This is a genomic window from Pseudomonas sp. Arb-4-2C, assembly GCF_055755015.1.
In genome coordinates this window covers 5455023-5469222 of record NZ_CM146899.1, presented here as the reverse complement: position 1 = coordinate 5469222, position 14200 = coordinate 5455023, and the positions used below count along the sequence as shown (strand labels likewise).

The 14200-nt window shown below is 62.5% G+C and carries 11 protein-coding genes; 7 read left to right on the top strand and 4 right to left on the bottom strand.

Annotation, left to right across the window (positions count from 1 at the left end):
- Positions 1 to 34: 34 nt before the first annotated feature.
- The 5 genes from AC0J41_RS24885 (at position 35) to AC0J41_RS24865 (ending at position 5739) form a co-directional block, all read left to right on the top strand.
- Positions 35 to 1111 (top strand): putative 2-aminoethylphosphonate ABC transporter ATP-binding protein, encoded by a 1077-nt coding sequence (locus AC0J41_RS24885; RefSeq protein WP_025112063.1) that lies wholly within the window; start codon positions 35 to 37, stop codon positions 1109 to 1111.
- Positions 1111 to 2835, top strand: coding sequence for a putative 2-aminoethylphosphonate ABC transporter permease subunit (locus AC0J41_RS24880; RefSeq protein ID WP_473013851.1), 1725 nt, complete (start codon positions 1111 to 1113; stop codon positions 2833 to 2835). Before AC0J41_RS24885 ends, AC0J41_RS24880 begins: the two co-directional genes overlap by 1 nt.
- A 41-nt stretch (positions 2836 to 2876) precedes the next feature.
- On the top strand, positions 2877 to 3902 hold the full coding sequence (locus AC0J41_RS24875; protein WP_025112065.1) for a putative 2-aminoethylphosphonate ABC transporter substrate-binding protein: 1026 nt from the start codon (positions 2877 to 2879) through the stop codon (positions 3900 to 3902).
- A gap of 146 nt (positions 3903 to 4048) precedes the next feature.
- Entirely contained in the window at positions 4049 to 5182 is a 1134-nt protein-coding gene (locus tag AC0J41_RS24870; RefSeq protein ID WP_025112066.1) for a TIGR03364 family FAD-dependent oxidoreductase, read from the top strand.
- The gene (locus AC0J41_RS24865) at positions 5182 to 5739 is read left to right on the top strand and encodes a phosphonate degradation HD-domain oxygenase (protein WP_473013850.1); all 558 of its coding nucleotides are present in this window, start codon (positions 5182 to 5184) and stop codon (positions 5737 to 5739) included. Before AC0J41_RS24870 ends, AC0J41_RS24865 begins: the two co-directional genes overlap by 1 nt.
- Positions 5740 to 5861: 122 nt before the next feature.
- Here AC0J41_RS24865 and AC0J41_RS24860 read toward each other — a convergent pair whose 3' ends face one another.
- Entirely contained in the window at positions 5862 to 7238 is a 1377-nt protein-coding gene (locus AC0J41_RS24860) for a GTPase/DUF3482 domain-containing protein (RefSeq protein WP_473013849.1), read from the bottom strand.
- Positions 7231 to 8604, bottom strand: coding sequence for a DUF2868 domain-containing protein (locus AC0J41_RS24855; RefSeq protein WP_473013848.1), 1374 nt, complete (start codon positions 8602 to 8604; stop codon positions 7231 to 7233). Before AC0J41_RS24855 ends, AC0J41_RS24860 begins: the two co-directional genes overlap by 8 nt.
- 85 nt (positions 8605 to 8689) lie before the next feature.
- On the opposite strand from AC0J41_RS24855, the gene AC0J41_RS24850 reads away from it, so the two are divergent.
- On the top strand, positions 8690 to 9202 hold the full coding sequence (locus AC0J41_RS24850; protein ID WP_025112070.1) for a dihydrofolate reductase: 513 nt from the start codon (positions 8690 to 8692) through the stop codon (positions 9200 to 9202).
- Positions 9203 to 9306: 104 nt separating this feature from the next.
- Here the strand turns inward: AC0J41_RS24850 and AC0J41_RS24845 are convergent, their stop codons facing one another.
- Positions 9307 to 10698, bottom strand: a complete 1392-nt coding sequence (locus AC0J41_RS24845; protein ID WP_473013847.1) for an L-cystine transporter — start codon at positions 10696 to 10698, stop codon at positions 9307 to 9309.
- Between the two features lie 241 nt (positions 10699 to 10939).
- On the opposite strand from AC0J41_RS24845, the gene AC0J41_RS24840 reads away from it, so the two are divergent.
- The gene (locus AC0J41_RS24840; RefSeq protein ID WP_473013846.1) at positions 10940 to 12001 is read left to right on the top strand and encodes an HAD family hydrolase; all 1062 of its coding nucleotides are present in this window, start codon (positions 10940 to 10942) and stop codon (positions 11999 to 12001) included.
- A gap of 227 nt (positions 12002 to 12228) precedes the next feature.
- On the opposite strand, the gene ilvD is transcribed toward AC0J41_RS24840, so the two are convergent.
- Positions 12229 to 14070, bottom strand: coding sequence for a dihydroxy-acid dehydratase (gene ilvD / locus AC0J41_RS24835; protein WP_025112073.1), 1842 nt, complete (start codon positions 14068 to 14070; stop codon positions 12229 to 12231).
- Positions 14071 to 14200 lie beyond the last annotated feature (130 nt).

The following is a 14200-nucleotide window of genomic DNA, read 5'->3' as shown; positions in this document are numbered from 1 at the left end:
AGGATTGGCCCCATCTGCTTGATGAGGTCTGTCCATGAATCCTGCCATCGCAACTGCCCTGACCAACCCCGGTGCGCCGATGAAAGTGCGCGGCGTGCAGAAACGCTTCGGCGCGTTCACCGCCCTGGATAACGTCTCCCTTGATGTCGCCGCCGGTGAACTGGTGTGCCTGCTCGGCCCGTCGGGCTGCGGCAAGACCACGTTGCTGCGCTGCATCGCCGGGCTGGAAAAGCAGGACAGCGGCGAACTGTACCTCGGCGACCGCGACGTTTCGCACCTCGCCCCGCAGGCCCGCGATTACGGCATTCTGTTCCAGTCCTACGCGCTGTTCCCCAACCTGACGGTCGAAGCCAACATTGCCTACGGCCTCGCCGGCAGTGGTCGTGACGAAGTGCGCCGCCGCGTCGGTCAGATGCTGGAACTGGTCGGCCTCAGTGGCAGTGAGAAAAAGTACCCGGGCCAGTTGTCTGGCGGCCAGCAGCAACGTGTGGCGCTGGCCCGCGCTCTGGCCCCGGCGCCATCGTTGTTGCTGCTCGATGAACCGATGTCGGCCCTCGACGCCCGGGTCCGCGAGCATCTGTGCACCGAACTGCGCCAACTGCAGCGCAACCTCGGCATCACCACCCTGATGGTTACCCACAATCAGGACGAAGCCATGCTGATGGCCGACCGCATCGCCGTGATGAACAACGGCCGCGTCGAGCAATACGCCACCCCCCAGGAAATCTACAACCGCCCGGCCACGCCGTTCGTGGCCGAGTTCGTCGGGCAGGGCAACTGGCTGCCGTTCCAGCGCAGCAGCGTCAGCCACGCGCAGGTCGGCGGGATGAGCCTGCGCCTGGCCGATGGCAGCGTACACAGTGCCTCGGGCCGGTTGTTCTGCCGTCCGGAAGCGATCAACGTCAATCCCGTGGTGCACGAAGAAAACCTGTTCCCGGCCAAAGTCCGCGAGATTACCTTCCTCGGCAATCGCTGCCGCATGAGCTTCGAACTCGATCAACTGCCGGGCCACGCATTGCTCGCCGAACTGGCGCCAGAGGCCATGCCGCGCCTCGGTGCCCAGCAAATCATGGTCGCCTTGCCGCCGCGCAGCCTGCAGGTGTTTGCCTGATGAACAGCAACCTCGCGCTGCCGCTACCGCACAAGCGAGTGCAGCAGACTTCCCGTGCCGAAATCGGTGACCGGATCTTCGTCCTCGGCGGCAAACTCCTGCTGCTGTTGCTGCTCGGTGTTGCGGTATTGCTGCCGTTGCTGGCGATCTTCTGGCGCGGTTTCAGCAGCGAAGCCGGGCAGGGCGGTGGCTGGGTCGCGGCGAAAGAGTTGGTAACCAGCGACAATTTCCACTGGCTGCTCGGCAACAGCCTGAAAGTTTCCCTCAGCGTCGCGGCCATTGTCGTACCGCTGGCCTACCTGTTTGCCTACGCCCTGCAACGCACGTTGATTCCGGCGAAAGGCATCTGGCGCGGGATTTCCCTGCTGCCACTGATGGCGCCGTCGATGTTGCCGGGCATTGCGCTCGTCTATCTGTTCGGCAATCAGGGCATGTTGCGCGGGCTGCTTTCGGACAACATCTACGGCTTCTGGGGGATTGTGCTGGGCGAGGTGATCTACACCTTTCCGCATGCGTTGATGATTTTGCTCTCGGCGCTGTCGCTGGCCGATGCGCGCCTGTTTGATGCCGCGTCGAGCATGGGGGCCAGCCCGGCCAAGGCTTTTCGCAGCATTACCTGGCCGGCAACGCGTCAGGCGGTGTTCGCCGCGTTCTGTCTGGTGTTCACCCTGACCATCACCGATTTCGGTGTGCCGGTGGTGGTCGGTGGCGACTATCAAGTGCTGGCGCTGGAAGCCTACAAAGCCGTGGTCGGCCAGCAGCAGTTCGGTCGCGGAGCGCTGATCGGCATGGTGCTGTTGCTGCCGGCGCTGTTCAGCTTCGGCGTCGATGCCTGGTTGCGTCGACGTCACGGTGATTCCATGAGCGGGCGTGCGCAGGTGTTCAAACCAGCGCCATCGAGGCTGCGCGACGGCTGCTATCTGGCGATTGTTTTACTGATCAGCGCCGCGTTGATTCTGGTGTTCGGCATGGCGGTGTTCTCCTCGCTGGTGAAGTTCTGGCCTTACAACCTGTCGCTGTCGCTCAACCACTATCAGTTCAACGAAACCGCCGGCGGTGGCTGGCTGGCCTACAGCAACAGCCTGAAGATGGCGCTGGGCACGGCACTGATCGGCAGCGTGCTGATCTTCACCGGCGCATACCTGATGGAGAAAACCCGCAGCCAACGCGGCCTCAACCTGACCCTGCGCATGCTCAGTTTTGTGCCGATGGCGGTGCCGGGGCTGGTGCTCGGTCTCGGTTACGTCTTCTTCTTCAACCTCAGCGGCAACCCGTTGCACGTGCTCTACGGCACGATGACGCTGCTGATCGTCTGCACCATTGCGCACTATCTGACCACCGCACAAATGACCGCGACCACCGCGCTGCGCCAGCTCGACGCCGAGTTCGAAGCCGCCGCGCTGTCGCTCAAGGCGCCGCTGTACCGGCATTACCTGCGCGTCACCGTGCCGATCTGCCTGCCGGCGCTGCTGGACATCGTGCGCTACCTGTTCGTCTCGGCCATGACCACGGTGTCGGCGGCGATCTTCCTCTACAGCCCCGACACCATCCTCGCGGCGGTGGCGGTGCTGAACATGGACGACGCCGGCAACGTTGGCGGCGCGGCGGCGATGTCGACCCTGATTCTGTTCACCTCGGCGGGCGTGTCCTTGCTGCTGGCGTGGGCTTCGCGCGGCTTGCTGCGCCGTTCCCAGGCCTGGCGGCAAACCGCGCCCGGTCACTGATTCAAACCTGCCAACCTCAACTCACCTACAGGAAAACGATCATGTTCAAGCCTATGGCCCTGGCCGCTGCTGTGCTCGCTACTTTCAGCCTGAATGCCTTCGCGGCAAAAACCGAGTTGACGGTGTACACCGCCCTCGAAGCCGAGCAACTGACCGCTTACAAGGCCGCTTTCGAGAAGGCCAACCCGGACGTCGAGATCAAGTGGGTGCGCGATTCCACCGGGATCATCACCGCCAAACTGCTGGCCGAAAAGGCCCGTCCGCAGGCTGACGCGGTGTGGGGCCTGGCCGCTTCGAGCCTGGCGATCCTCGACCAGCAAGGCATGCTGCAAAGCTATGCGCCGAAGGATCTGGGCAAGATCGGCGCGAACTACCGCGACGCCGCCAACCCGCCAGCCTGGGTCGGCATGGACGTCTGGGCTGCGACTATTTGCTTCAACACCGTCGAAGCCCAAAAGCAGGGCCTGAGCAAGCCCGTGAGCTGGCAGGACCTGACCAAGCCTGAGTACAAGGGCAAGATCGTGATGCCCAACCCGGCGTCGTCCGGCACCGGTTTCCTCGACGTCAGCGCCTGGCTGCAAACCTTCGGCGAGAAGCAGGGCTGGGCCTACATGGACGGTCTGCATCAGAACATCGGCCAGTACGTTCACTCCGGTTCCAAGCCTTGCAAACTGGCGGCGGCGGGTGAATTCCCGATCGGTATTTCCTTTGAATACCCGGCCGTACAACTGAAACGCCAAGGCGCGCCGCTGGACATCATCCTGCCGAAGGAAGGCCTGGGTTGGGAGATTGAGGCGACTGCCGTGATCAAAGGCACCCCGCATGAAGACGCGGCGAAGAAACTCGCTGACTTCTCCGCCAGCGCCGAGGCGATGGATCTGTACAAGGAGAACTTCGCTGTTCTTGCGCAGCCGGGGATCGCCAAGCCGCAGACCGAACTGCCGGCCGACTACGAGCAGCGTCTGATCAAGAACGACTTTGCCTGGGCCTCGAAGAACCGTGACGAGATCCTCACCGAGTGGCGCAAGCGTTATGACGGCAAGTCCGAGAAAGTCGTTGCCAAGTAAGACCTTTATCGACTGACAGGGCCTCTTCGCGAGCAAGCCCGCTCCCACATTGGATCTTCAGTGAACGCAAATTCTGTGTGCACCAAAAATCCCCTGTGGGAGCGGGCTTGCTCGCGAAAGCGGTCTCGCATTCAGGGAAAATTTCCATGACACATCACCAAGACCTGCTCATCGTAGGCGCCGGCATCCTTGGCCTGTCCCACGCCTATGCCGCCGCCAAACGCGGCCTCAAGGTCAGCGTTTTCGAGCGCACCGCCACGCCCATTGGTGCCTCGGTGCGCAACTTCGGCCAGGCGCTGGTCACCGGTCAGCCGCCGGGCCCGATGCTCGAACTGGCCAAGGCCAGCCGCGACATCTGGGGCGACTGGGCGCAACTCGCCGGTTTGCAGATCAAGCGCAACGGCTCTTACCTGTTCGCCCGCACTGAAGCCGAAGAACACCTGCTGGAAGCCTTCTGCAACGGTCGCGCCGTTGAGCACGGTTACAACATCCAGCTCCTGCGCGGCGCCGCATTGCGCGACGTGTACCACGGCCAGTTCAGCCACCATCGCGCCGCGTTGCACGGCATGGACGATCAACAGCTGTACTCGCGGGAAGCTATTCCGGCGCTGATCGAATACCTGCGCCGCGACCTCGGCGTCGAGTTTCACTTCAGCACGCTGGTGCGCGACGTCGAACCGGGGCGCCTGCAAAGCACTGCCGGCAGCTTTACGGCAAAGCAGATCATCGTCTGCTCCGGTCACGACTATCAGACCCTGCTGGCCGAGCCGATTGCCGCGCTCGACCCGCAGATCTGCCGCTTGCAGATGCTGCGTGGCAAACCGCAGGTCGAACTGAATCTGCAACACGCCTTGCTCACCGGTTTGAGCTGCGTGCACTACGGCGCCTTCGCCGATTTGCCGGAAGCAGCGGCGGTGCAGGCGCAAATCCTGCGCGAGCAACCGCACCTGCATGACAACGGCATTCACCTGCTGATCAGCCCGACGCCGTATGGCGAATTGATCATTGGCGATTCGCACCATTACGGCAGCGACCCGTCGCCGTTCAACGCCGAGCAGGTCGACAACTGGATGCTGGAACTGGCCGAGCAGACGCTGGGCTGCAAGGTGCAAGTGGTCGAGCGCTGGCAGGGCGTCTATGGTTCCCGAGGGCCGGGGCCGTTTTCGTTCCTGCGCCCGGCAGCGGGGCTGAGTGTGGCGTTGATGCACACCGGCGTCGGCATGAGCGTCGGCCCGGCGCTGGCCGAGCGCAATGTCGCGCAGTTGCTGGAGGAAGTCTGATGGCCGATCACAAACAAGTCGTCGCCCGGGTGTTCGGGTTGTACGAGCGCTTTGGCAGCAGCGATTACATCGGTGAACCGGTGTCGCAGATCGAACACATGTCCCAGGCCGCTGAACTGGCGATCGCCGAAGGCTTCGACGATGAAGTAGTGCTGGCGGCGTTCTTCCATGACATCGGGCATTTGTGTGCCGAGGGTGCCGAGAACATGGGCGGTTATGGTGTGGTCAGCCATGAGCGGCTGGGCGCCAATTACTTGCGTGAGGCCGGTTTCAGCGAGCGTCTGGCGCGGCTGGTGGAATACCACGTGCAGGCCAAGCGTTATCTGACGCTGCGCGAGCCGGGGTACTTTGAGCGGTTGAGTGAAGCCAGTCGCAAGACGCTGGCGTATCAGGGCGGGGTGATGAGTGAGGCCGAGGCAGATGCGTTTGAGTGCGATCCGTTGTGTGCGCTGAGTTTGCGCATGCGCCAGTGGGATGAGCTGGCCAAGGAGATGGCGGTGCCGGTGATGGATCTGGGAGTCTTGAAGGAGAAAGCGGTGCGGCTGCTGGCGGCGTAATCCGTGTCACCTAGTCGCGCCATTCGCGGGCAAGCCCGCTCCCACATTCGACCGAGTGCCAGCAGAAGGAAAGCGATCCAACTGTGGGAGCGGGCTTGCTCGCGAAGAGGCCGGTTCAAGCGCTACAAATCTGCAGCCAGCCAATCAATCTGCTCCTGCCGCTCAGCCTGATTCAGCTTTGGATGCGGATTGAGCGAAGACCACTGCGGATGCGCCCGCGCCTTGCTCAGCGCATCTGGCAGCTTGCCCTCGCGCCAGGTCTTGTCCTGCGGGGTGGCGACCTGAACCGCGTCCATCGCCGCATGGCCTCGGGCATTCAGTGCCTGCAGCAACTGCCGTTGACGCAACGCCAACAAGCGCAATACGCCGTCATCCACCGTCAATTCCCGCTGGCCCTTGATCTTGCCCAGTAGGCGACTGCCATAACTGCGCGCGGTCTGTAGCGCGCCGCCAGCGATTGCACCGGCCAAAGCTGCGGCACCGAGAGTAATCCCGCCCACCAGCAAATCCACACCAGCCCCGGCAGCGGCGCCTGCCGCAATCCCGCCGCCGACGCGAACCCCCAGTTGCTTCAACGTTTCGGGGTTGAACAAATCATCGCCCCAACGCCCATCGAGCAACGGCAGATCACTGGCGGCCGCGTCCTGCGGGCGAAACGCGTAGAGCTTGAGCAACGCCTCGACGCACTTCTGTTCACGCTGACGCACAGCTTTGCGCAGTTCGCTGATCGCTTGCTGCTCCTGCTCGGCGTCGCTGACCACACTGCGCCGGCACGCAGCGCAGTCGATCAGCAATTCGGCAATCAAGCGCGCAGCACTTTGCTGGCGCGCCAGGCGTTGGGCCTGTTGATCGGCGATCAGGCGCTCCAGTTGCGGACGGGCATTTTCCAGCAGCAACGCGAGGCTTTCGTACAGCCGCCGCTCACCATCCTCCGGCGGCGCGACGCTGTCGAAGCGCACCAGCGCATGCAGGCCGAGCCGCGCCAACGCTTCGCGCCAGTCCGGCTCGCGATGGTTGGCGCTGCTGACGAAATTCAATACCGGCAGCAGTGGCTTGCCACAACTGGCGAGCACTTCGAGTTCATCGCGGTACTTGGCCAGCACCGGTTCGCGGGCGTCGATCACATAGAGACCGGCGTCGGAGGCGAGCAGTTGTCGCAGCACTTTCGCCTCCTGTTCGAAACGCTGGCGTGCCTCGCTGCCGTCGAGAAAGCGCGCCACTCGTGCCGGACCATCGAGGCGTTCGCCGGGGCGTTCCAGGCGCTCGAGGAAATCCAGCAGAGCAATCGCGTCTTCCAATCCCGGTGTGTCGTAGAGATCAAGCAGCGGCTCACCGTCCACCGACAACCGCGCACCCTCGACATGCCGGGTGGTGCTCGGCCGGTGCGAGACTTCGCCGAAGCCGACATCGCGGGTCAGGGTGCGCAGCAGCGAGGTCTTGCCGACGTTGGTGTGGCCGACCACCGCAAGTTTCAGCGGCGCTTTCCGGGCATCAGTCATGACCGTTCTCCAGCCAGTTCAACGGGGCGCAATCGGCGAACGGCAGCTCCAGTTGCTGCAGCGCCACGTGCCAATCGCCGAGGCGGGCGCTGTCCAGCGCTTCACCGGGCGGCGCTTGCAGCAGCCAGACGCGGGTGGCGCTGGCATTGCGCGCCAGTTCGGCGATCAGCGCGAGGCTGCCGCGATCCGGCGAGCGCCGTGGATCGCAGGCGATCAGCAGGCGCGCCGGGGGGAAGCGACTGAGTTGTTCGAGCAGTTTGTGTCGCGACTCGCGGCTGTCGAGGATGCCGGCGTTGCTCACGGTTTTCGGCAGGGCCGGTGGCCAGGGACGCTGGTCGTCGAGTTCGATGGCGACCAGCAGGGCACCGTCGCTCGCATGTTCGCTGACGCTGCTTTCGACCCGATGCAACTGCTGCGGCGCGGCGTCATTGATGCCGAGGCGTTCGCTGGTGGGCATCAGGCGTTCGCGCAACTGGGCGTAGCCGGGCAGGTTCAAGTCCAGGCTCAGTGCGGTTTTGCCGCTGCTCCAGCGCCAGAAGCAAAACAGTGCCAGCAGCAGGCGCGGCAGCACGCCGTAGACCACCAGTACACCGACCAGCCAGGTCGCCCAGGCCTGCCGCGCGCTTTCGATGTCCAGCGCGGCGGCGCCGCTGGCGCGGATCATTTCCACGCTCGGCACGTTGAAGCCGAGCAGCGCCGGCAGCGCGCCGAGGGCCTGGGTCATGTGGATGAAGGTGTCGGCGCTGAGGATCGTGGTTTCCCAGACGAAGCCGTAGCGCCGGGTCGCCATCAGCGTCAGCAGCAACACCAGCGCGCTGAGCATCGCCAGCAGCCACAATCCGTTGACCAATGTGCCGAGCGCCCAGCGGTTGAGCTTCTTGCGTTGCAGCATCAATAGCAGGGCTGGAGCCAGTTGTGCGGCTTTGGCGTCACGGGCGAACTTTTCGCTGAGCCACAGCCACAAGCGTCCAAGGGTGGCGCCGTGTTCGCCGGCAAAAATCAGCCCCAACGCCCAGCTCGACAGCAGAATCAGGTTCAGTCCGAGCAGGCTGCCCAAGGCCCAGAACACATTGACCGGTGTCTGGCTCAGCGCGGCGAAAGCCAGGCCGGCACCACTCAACACCGCGAAAATCATCAGCAGCACCAACGCCAGACGTGCGCCTTGCAGCCAGTGAGTGAGAGCGGCACGCAACCCGTCGCGTTCGGCCAGCCATGCTGCCCGGCGTTGAATGCGGCTCAGCAGATCGCCACCGGCCGCGCGGGCCAGACGATTGGCTTCCAGATCCTCCAGGGGGCCTGCGTGTTCTTCACGCAGGCGGACGGTTTCGGTCAGCCAGAGGTTTTGCAGTGGAGTGAGTTCAGTCACGCGCCATTCCGTTGCTCAATTGAGCAGTGAGCATAACCGCTGTGGCGCTTATCGGGTCAAGCGAGGCTCTGGTATCCTCGCCGGCATGACTAAATCACTCCCCCTCAGCCTGATCGCAGCCCTCGGTGAAAACCGTGTGATCGGCGTCGACAACAGCATGCCCTGGCACCTGCCGGGGGACTTCAAATACTTCAAGGCCATGACCCTCGGCAAGCCGATCATCATGGGCCGCAAGACCTGGGATTCTCTCGGTCGTCCGCTGCCGGGCCGCTTGAACATCGTGGTCAGCCGTCAGGCCGATCTGGTGCTGGAAGGGGCGCAGGTGTATCCGTCGCTGGAAGCTGCCGTGGTTCGCGCCGAGGAATGGGCGACAGAGCAGGGTGTTGGTGAGCTGATGCTGATTGGCGGCGCGCAGTTGTATGCGCAAGGGCTGGCGCAGGCTGATCGTCTGTATCTGACCCGCGTGGCGCTGAGCCCGGAAGGGGATGCGTGGTTTCCGGAATTCGATCTGAATCAGTGGAAACTGGTGTCGAATGTGGCCAATCCGGCTGAGGGCGACAAGCCCGCGTACAACTTCGAAGTTTGGGAAAGGGCCTAAGCGCTTCGCGAGCAAGCCCGCTCCCACAGGGGACTTGTGTCGATCACAGATCCGATGTGGGAGCGGGCTTGCTCGCGAAGAGGCCCGCTCAATCACTGAAAAGCTTAAGCCTGAGCCAGCTCCGCATGCTCATCCGCATCCAGCAGTTCTTTATCCGTCTGCTGCATCACCTGGCTGGTAATCGCACCCGCCGTGATCGAGCCACTCACGTTCAACGCCGTACGCCCCATGTCGATCAGCGGCTCAACCGAAATCAGCAGCGCCACCAGTGACACCGGCAAGCCCATCGCCGGCAGCACGATCAGCGCCGCAAACGTCGCGCCGCCACCGACACCGGCCACACCGGCCGAGCTCAGGGTCACAATCGCCACCAGCGTCGCGACCCACAGCGGATCCAGCGGGTTGATGCCCACGGTTGGCGCTACCATCACCGCCAACATCGCCGGGTACAGGCCGGCGCAGCCGTTCTGGCCGATGGTCGCACCGAACGAAGCAGCGAAACTCGCCACCGATTGTGGAATCCCCAGACGACGGGTCTGCGCTTCGATGCTCAGCGGAATGCTCGCCGCGCTGGAGCGGCTGGTGAACGCGAACGTCAGCACCGGCCAGATCTTGCGGAAGAAGCGCAGCGGGTTGATCCCGGCCGCCGACACCAGCAGGCCATGCACCACGAACATCAGGCCCAGACCGAGGTACGAGACCACGACGAAACTGCCGAGCTTGATGATGTCCTGCAGGTTGGAACCGGCGACCACTTTGGTCATCAGCGCCAGCACGCCGTACGGGGTCAGCTTCATCACCAGACGCACCAGACGCATCACCCAGGCTTGCAGGGTGTCGATGGCGTTGATCACTTTCTGACCTTTCTCGACGTCATCCTTGAGCAGTTGCAGCGCAGCAACCCCCAGGAATGCAGCGAAGATCACCACGCTGATGATCGAAGTCGGCTTGGCCCGGGCCAGGTCGGCGAACGGGTTCTGCGGAATGAACGACAGCAGCAGCTGCGGCACATTCAGGTCGGCGACCTTGCCGGCATAGTCGGTCTGAATGGTTTGCAGGCGGGCCATTTCCTGAGTGCCGGCGACCAGACCTTCGGCGGTCAGGCCGAACAGGTTGGTCAGGCCGATGCCGATCAGCGCCGCAATCGCGGTGGTGAACAGCAGGGTGCCGATGGTCAGGAAGCTGATCTTGCCCAGCGATGAGGCGTTGTGCAGACGCGCCACCGCACTGAGGATCGAGGCGAACACCAGCGGGATCACGATCATTTGCAGCAACTGCACGTAACCGTTGCCCACCAGATCGAACCAGCCGATCGAGGCTTTCAGCACCGGGTTGCCAGCACCGTAGACGGTATGCAGGGCGACGCCGAACGCCACGCCCAGACCCAGCGCAAGCAGGACTTTTTTCGCCAGGCTCCAGGTGGTGTGGCGGGTTTGCGCCAGGCCAAAGAGCAGGGCGAGGAACACCAGCAGATTGAGGATCAGCGGCAGATTCATGAAGACTCCGATAAGACTTGTGCCAGTCGCCTTCTTGGGCAACTGCGAACCGGCAAGCCTAACAGTTTGATTTCCAATGAATTAATACCGAAATCGCAGGTCGTCCGTCGTTTTTGGAATAAGCGCTTGTCGCTCTCGGCAATGCAGCTGGCGTTGAGGAGACGTAAGCGGTCGCTGACAGACGAGGACTGTCACACTTATTTGTTAGCGTCGATGTCTTTACATCAGGGAGAAAGCGCCAATGAAGTTCGCACCGAAGTTTCTGGCTGTCGCACTGACGTTAGGGTTGGGTCTGGCAGGTCAGGCGTTCGCCACTGACCTGAAACACTGGCCGGCGGATCAGGCCAAGGCACTGGACGCGATGATCGCGGCCAACGCCAACAAGGGTAACTACGCGGTGTTCGACATGGACAACACCAGTTACCGCTACGACCTCGAAGAGTCGTTGCTGCCGTTCATGGAAAACAAGGGCCTGATCACTCGCGACAAACTCGATCCCTCCCTGAAACTGATGCCGTTCAAGGACACCGCCGACCACAAGGAAAGCCTGTTCAGTTACTACTATCGCCTGTGCGAAGTCGATGACATGGTCTGCTACCCGTGGGTGGCGCAGGTGTTCTCCGGCTTCACCCTCAAGGAACTCAAGGGGTATGTCGATGAGCTGATGGCTTCGGGCAAACCGGTACCAACCACCTATTACGATGGCGACGTGGTGAAGAACCTCGACGTGCAGCCGCCGAAAGTCTTTACCGGTCAGGCTGAGCTGTACAACAAGCTGATGGAGAACGGCATCGAGGTCTACGTGATGACTGCCGCCTCTGAAGAGCTGGTGCGCATGGTCGCTGCCGATCCGAAGTACGGCTACAACGTCAAACCGCAGAACGTGATCGGCGTGACCACGTTGCTGAAGAACCGCGAAACCGGCGAGCTGACCACTGCGCGCAAGCAGATCACGGCTGGCAAGTATGACGAGAAGGCCAACCTTGGCCTCGAACTGACCCCATACCTGTGGACCCCCGCCACCTGGATGGCCGGCAAGCACGCGGCGATCCTGACCTACATCGACGAGTGGAAAAAACCGGTGCTGGTGGGCGGCGACACCCCGAGCAGCGACGGTTACATGCTGTTCCACGATGTGGATGTGGCCAAGGGCGGTATTCACCTGTGGGTCAACCGCAAGGACAAATACATGACTCAGTTGAACGGCATGATGGCCAAGCACGCAGCAGCGCAGGCCAAGGAAGGTTTGCCGGTGACAGCGGACAAGAACTGGGTGATCGTCAAGCCTGAAGAAATTCAGTAAGCCCCGGTCCTCTGTGGGAGCACAGACTCCGGGATCACTGACAGTCCCTGTGGGAGCGGGCTTGCTCGCGAAGAAGGAGTGTCAGGCGACAGTTTTTTTGACCGGTAGACCGCTTTCGCGAGCAAGCCCGCTCCCACAGTTTTGATCTTCAGGGTCTGGGATATTTTCATCAGGCAAAAAAATGCCCCGCACTTTGGCGGGGCATTTTTGTTTCTGCGATTGGACGCTTACAGCCCGTCGAGCATCGCCTTGTTACGTACGGCACCCTTGTCGGCGCTGGTCGCCAGCAGGGCGTAGGCCTTGAGCGCGGTGGTCACTTTGCGAGGGCGCTGTTCCACCGGTTTCCAGCCTTTCTTGTCCTGCTCGATCCGGCGTGCAGCCAGTTCTTCATCACTGACCAACAGGTTGATCGAGCGGTTCGGAATGTCGATCAGCACTTTGTCGCCGTCCTGCACCAGACCGATCGCGCCACCGGCGGCGGCCTCTGGCGAAGCGTGACCGATGGACAGGCCCGACGTACCGCCGGAGAAACGACCGTCGGTGAGCAGCGCACAGGCTTTGCCCAGGCCTTTGGATTTGAGGTACGAAGTCGGGTAGAGCATTTCCTGCATGCCCGGGCCGCCTTTCGGGCCTTCGTAGCGAATGATGACGATGTCGCCTTCCTTCACTTCGTCAGCGAGGATGCCGCGCACCGCACTGTCCTGGCTTTCGAAGATCTTCGCGTTGCCTTCGAAGACGTGGATCGACTCGTCGACGCCGGCAGTTTTCACCACGCAGCCGTCGAGGGCGATGTTGCCGTACAGCACGGCCAGGCCGCCTTCTTTCGAATAGGCGTGCTCGAAGCTGCGGATGCAGCCGTTTTCACGGTCGTCGTCGAGGGTTTCCCAACGGGTCGACTGGCTGAACGCCGTCTGCGTCGGGATACCGGCAGGACCTGCCTTGAAGAAGTGATGCACGGCTTCATCGGTCGTCTGGGTGATGTCCCACTTGGCGATGGCTTCTTCCATGCTGCGGCTGTGCACAGTCGGCAGGTCGGTGTGCAGCAGGCCGCCACGGGCCAGCGAACCGAGGATGCTGAAGATGCCGCCGGCGCGGTGCACGTCTTCCATGTGGTACTTCTGGATGTTCGGCGCGACCTTGCACAGTTGCGGCACGCTGCGCGAGAGGCGGTCGATGTCGCGCAGATCGAAATCGATCTCGGCTTCCTGGGCGGCAGCCAGCAAGTGCAGGATGGTGTTGGTCGAACCGCCCATGGCTATGTCGAGCATCATCGCGTTCTCGAACGCCTTGAAGTTGGCGATGTTACGCGGCAGCACGGATTCGTCGTTCTCGCCGTAGTAACGCTTGCACAGCTCGACGATGGTGCGGCCTGCCTGCAGGAACAGCTGTTCGCGGTCGCTGTGGGTAGCCAGGGTCGAACCGTTGCCTGGCAGGGCGAGGCCCAGCGCTTCGGTCAGGCAGTTCATCGAGTTGGCGGTGAACATGCCGGAGCACGAACCGCAGGTCGGGCAGGCGCTGCGCTCGTACTCGGCGACTTTCTCGTCAGAAGCGCTGGAGTCGGCGGCGATCACCATGGCGTCGACGAGGTCGAGGCCGTGGGAAGCGAGTTTGGTCTTGCCGGCTTCCATCGGGCCGCCGGACACGAAGATCACCGGAATGTTCAGGCGCAGAGCGGCCATCAGCATGCCCGGGGTGATCTTGTCGCAGTTGGAAATGCAGACAATGGCGTCGGCGCAGTGGGCGTTGACCATGTACTCGACGGAGTCGGCGATGATCTCGCGGCTCGGCAGCGAATAGAGCATGCCGTCGTGGCCCATGGCGATGCCGTCGTCCACGGCGATGGTGTTGAATTCTTTCGCTACGCCACCGGCGCGTTCGATTTCACGGGCAACCAGTTGACCGAGGTCTTTGAGGTGCACGTGGCCCGGAACGAACTGGGTGAAGGAGTTGGCAATGGCGATGATCGGCTTCTTGAAGTCGTCATCTTTCATCCCGGTGGCGCGCCACAGTGCGCGGGCGCCGGCCATGTTGCGGCCGTGGGTGGATGTTTTCGAACGGTAATCAGGCATTGGAGCACTCCGGGCGGCTAATCAGGTATCAAAAGGGAGTGAGCTTCTATTGACGTCTGGAACACTCAGAAATGGCCGTGTGTCCTGGATGTTGCCGATGACTTTGCGGGATCGCCGCTTGCCTCAGCCT

What these genes read in the sequence shown, in the direction of transcription:
- AC0J41_RS24885 (WP_025112063.1), top strand. Translation starts at nt 35, where the DNA reads ATGAATCCTGCCATCGCAACTGCCCTGACCAACCCCGGTGCGCCGATG.
- AC0J41_RS24880 (WP_473013851.1), top strand. Translation starts at nt 1,111, where the DNA reads ATGAACAGCAACCTCGCGCTGCCGCTACCGCACAAGCGAGTGCAGCAG.
- AC0J41_RS24875 (WP_025112065.1), top strand. Translation starts at nt 2,877, where the DNA reads ATGTTCAAGCCTATGGCCCTGGCCGCTGCTGTGCTCGCTACTTTCAGC.
- AC0J41_RS24870 (WP_025112066.1), top strand. Translation starts at nt 4,049, where the DNA reads ATGACACATCACCAAGACCTGCTCATCGTAGGCGCCGGCATCCTTGGC.
- AC0J41_RS24865 (WP_473013850.1), top strand. Translation starts at nt 5,182, where the DNA reads ATGGCCGATCACAAACAAGTCGTCGCCCGGGTGTTCGGGTTGTACGAG.
- AC0J41_RS24860 (WP_473013849.1), bottom strand. Translation starts at nt 7,238, where the DNA reads ATGACTGATGCCCGGAAAGCGCCGCTGAAACTTGCGGTGGTCGGCCAC.
- AC0J41_RS24850 (WP_025112070.1), top strand. Translation starts at nt 8,690, where the DNA reads ATGACTAAATCACTCCCCCTCAGCCTGATCGCAGCCCTCGGTGAAAAC.
- AC0J41_RS24845 (WP_473013847.1), bottom strand. Translation starts at nt 10,698, where the DNA reads ATGAATCTGCCGCTGATCCTCAATCTGCTGGTGTTCCTCGCCCTGCTC.
- AC0J41_RS24840 (WP_473013846.1), top strand. Translation starts at nt 10,940, where the DNA reads ATGAAGTTCGCACCGAAGTTTCTGGCTGTCGCACTGACGTTAGGGTTG.
- ilvD (WP_025112073.1), bottom strand. Translation starts at nt 14,070, where the DNA reads ATGCCTGATTACCGTTCGAAAACATCCACCCACGGCCGCAACATGGCC.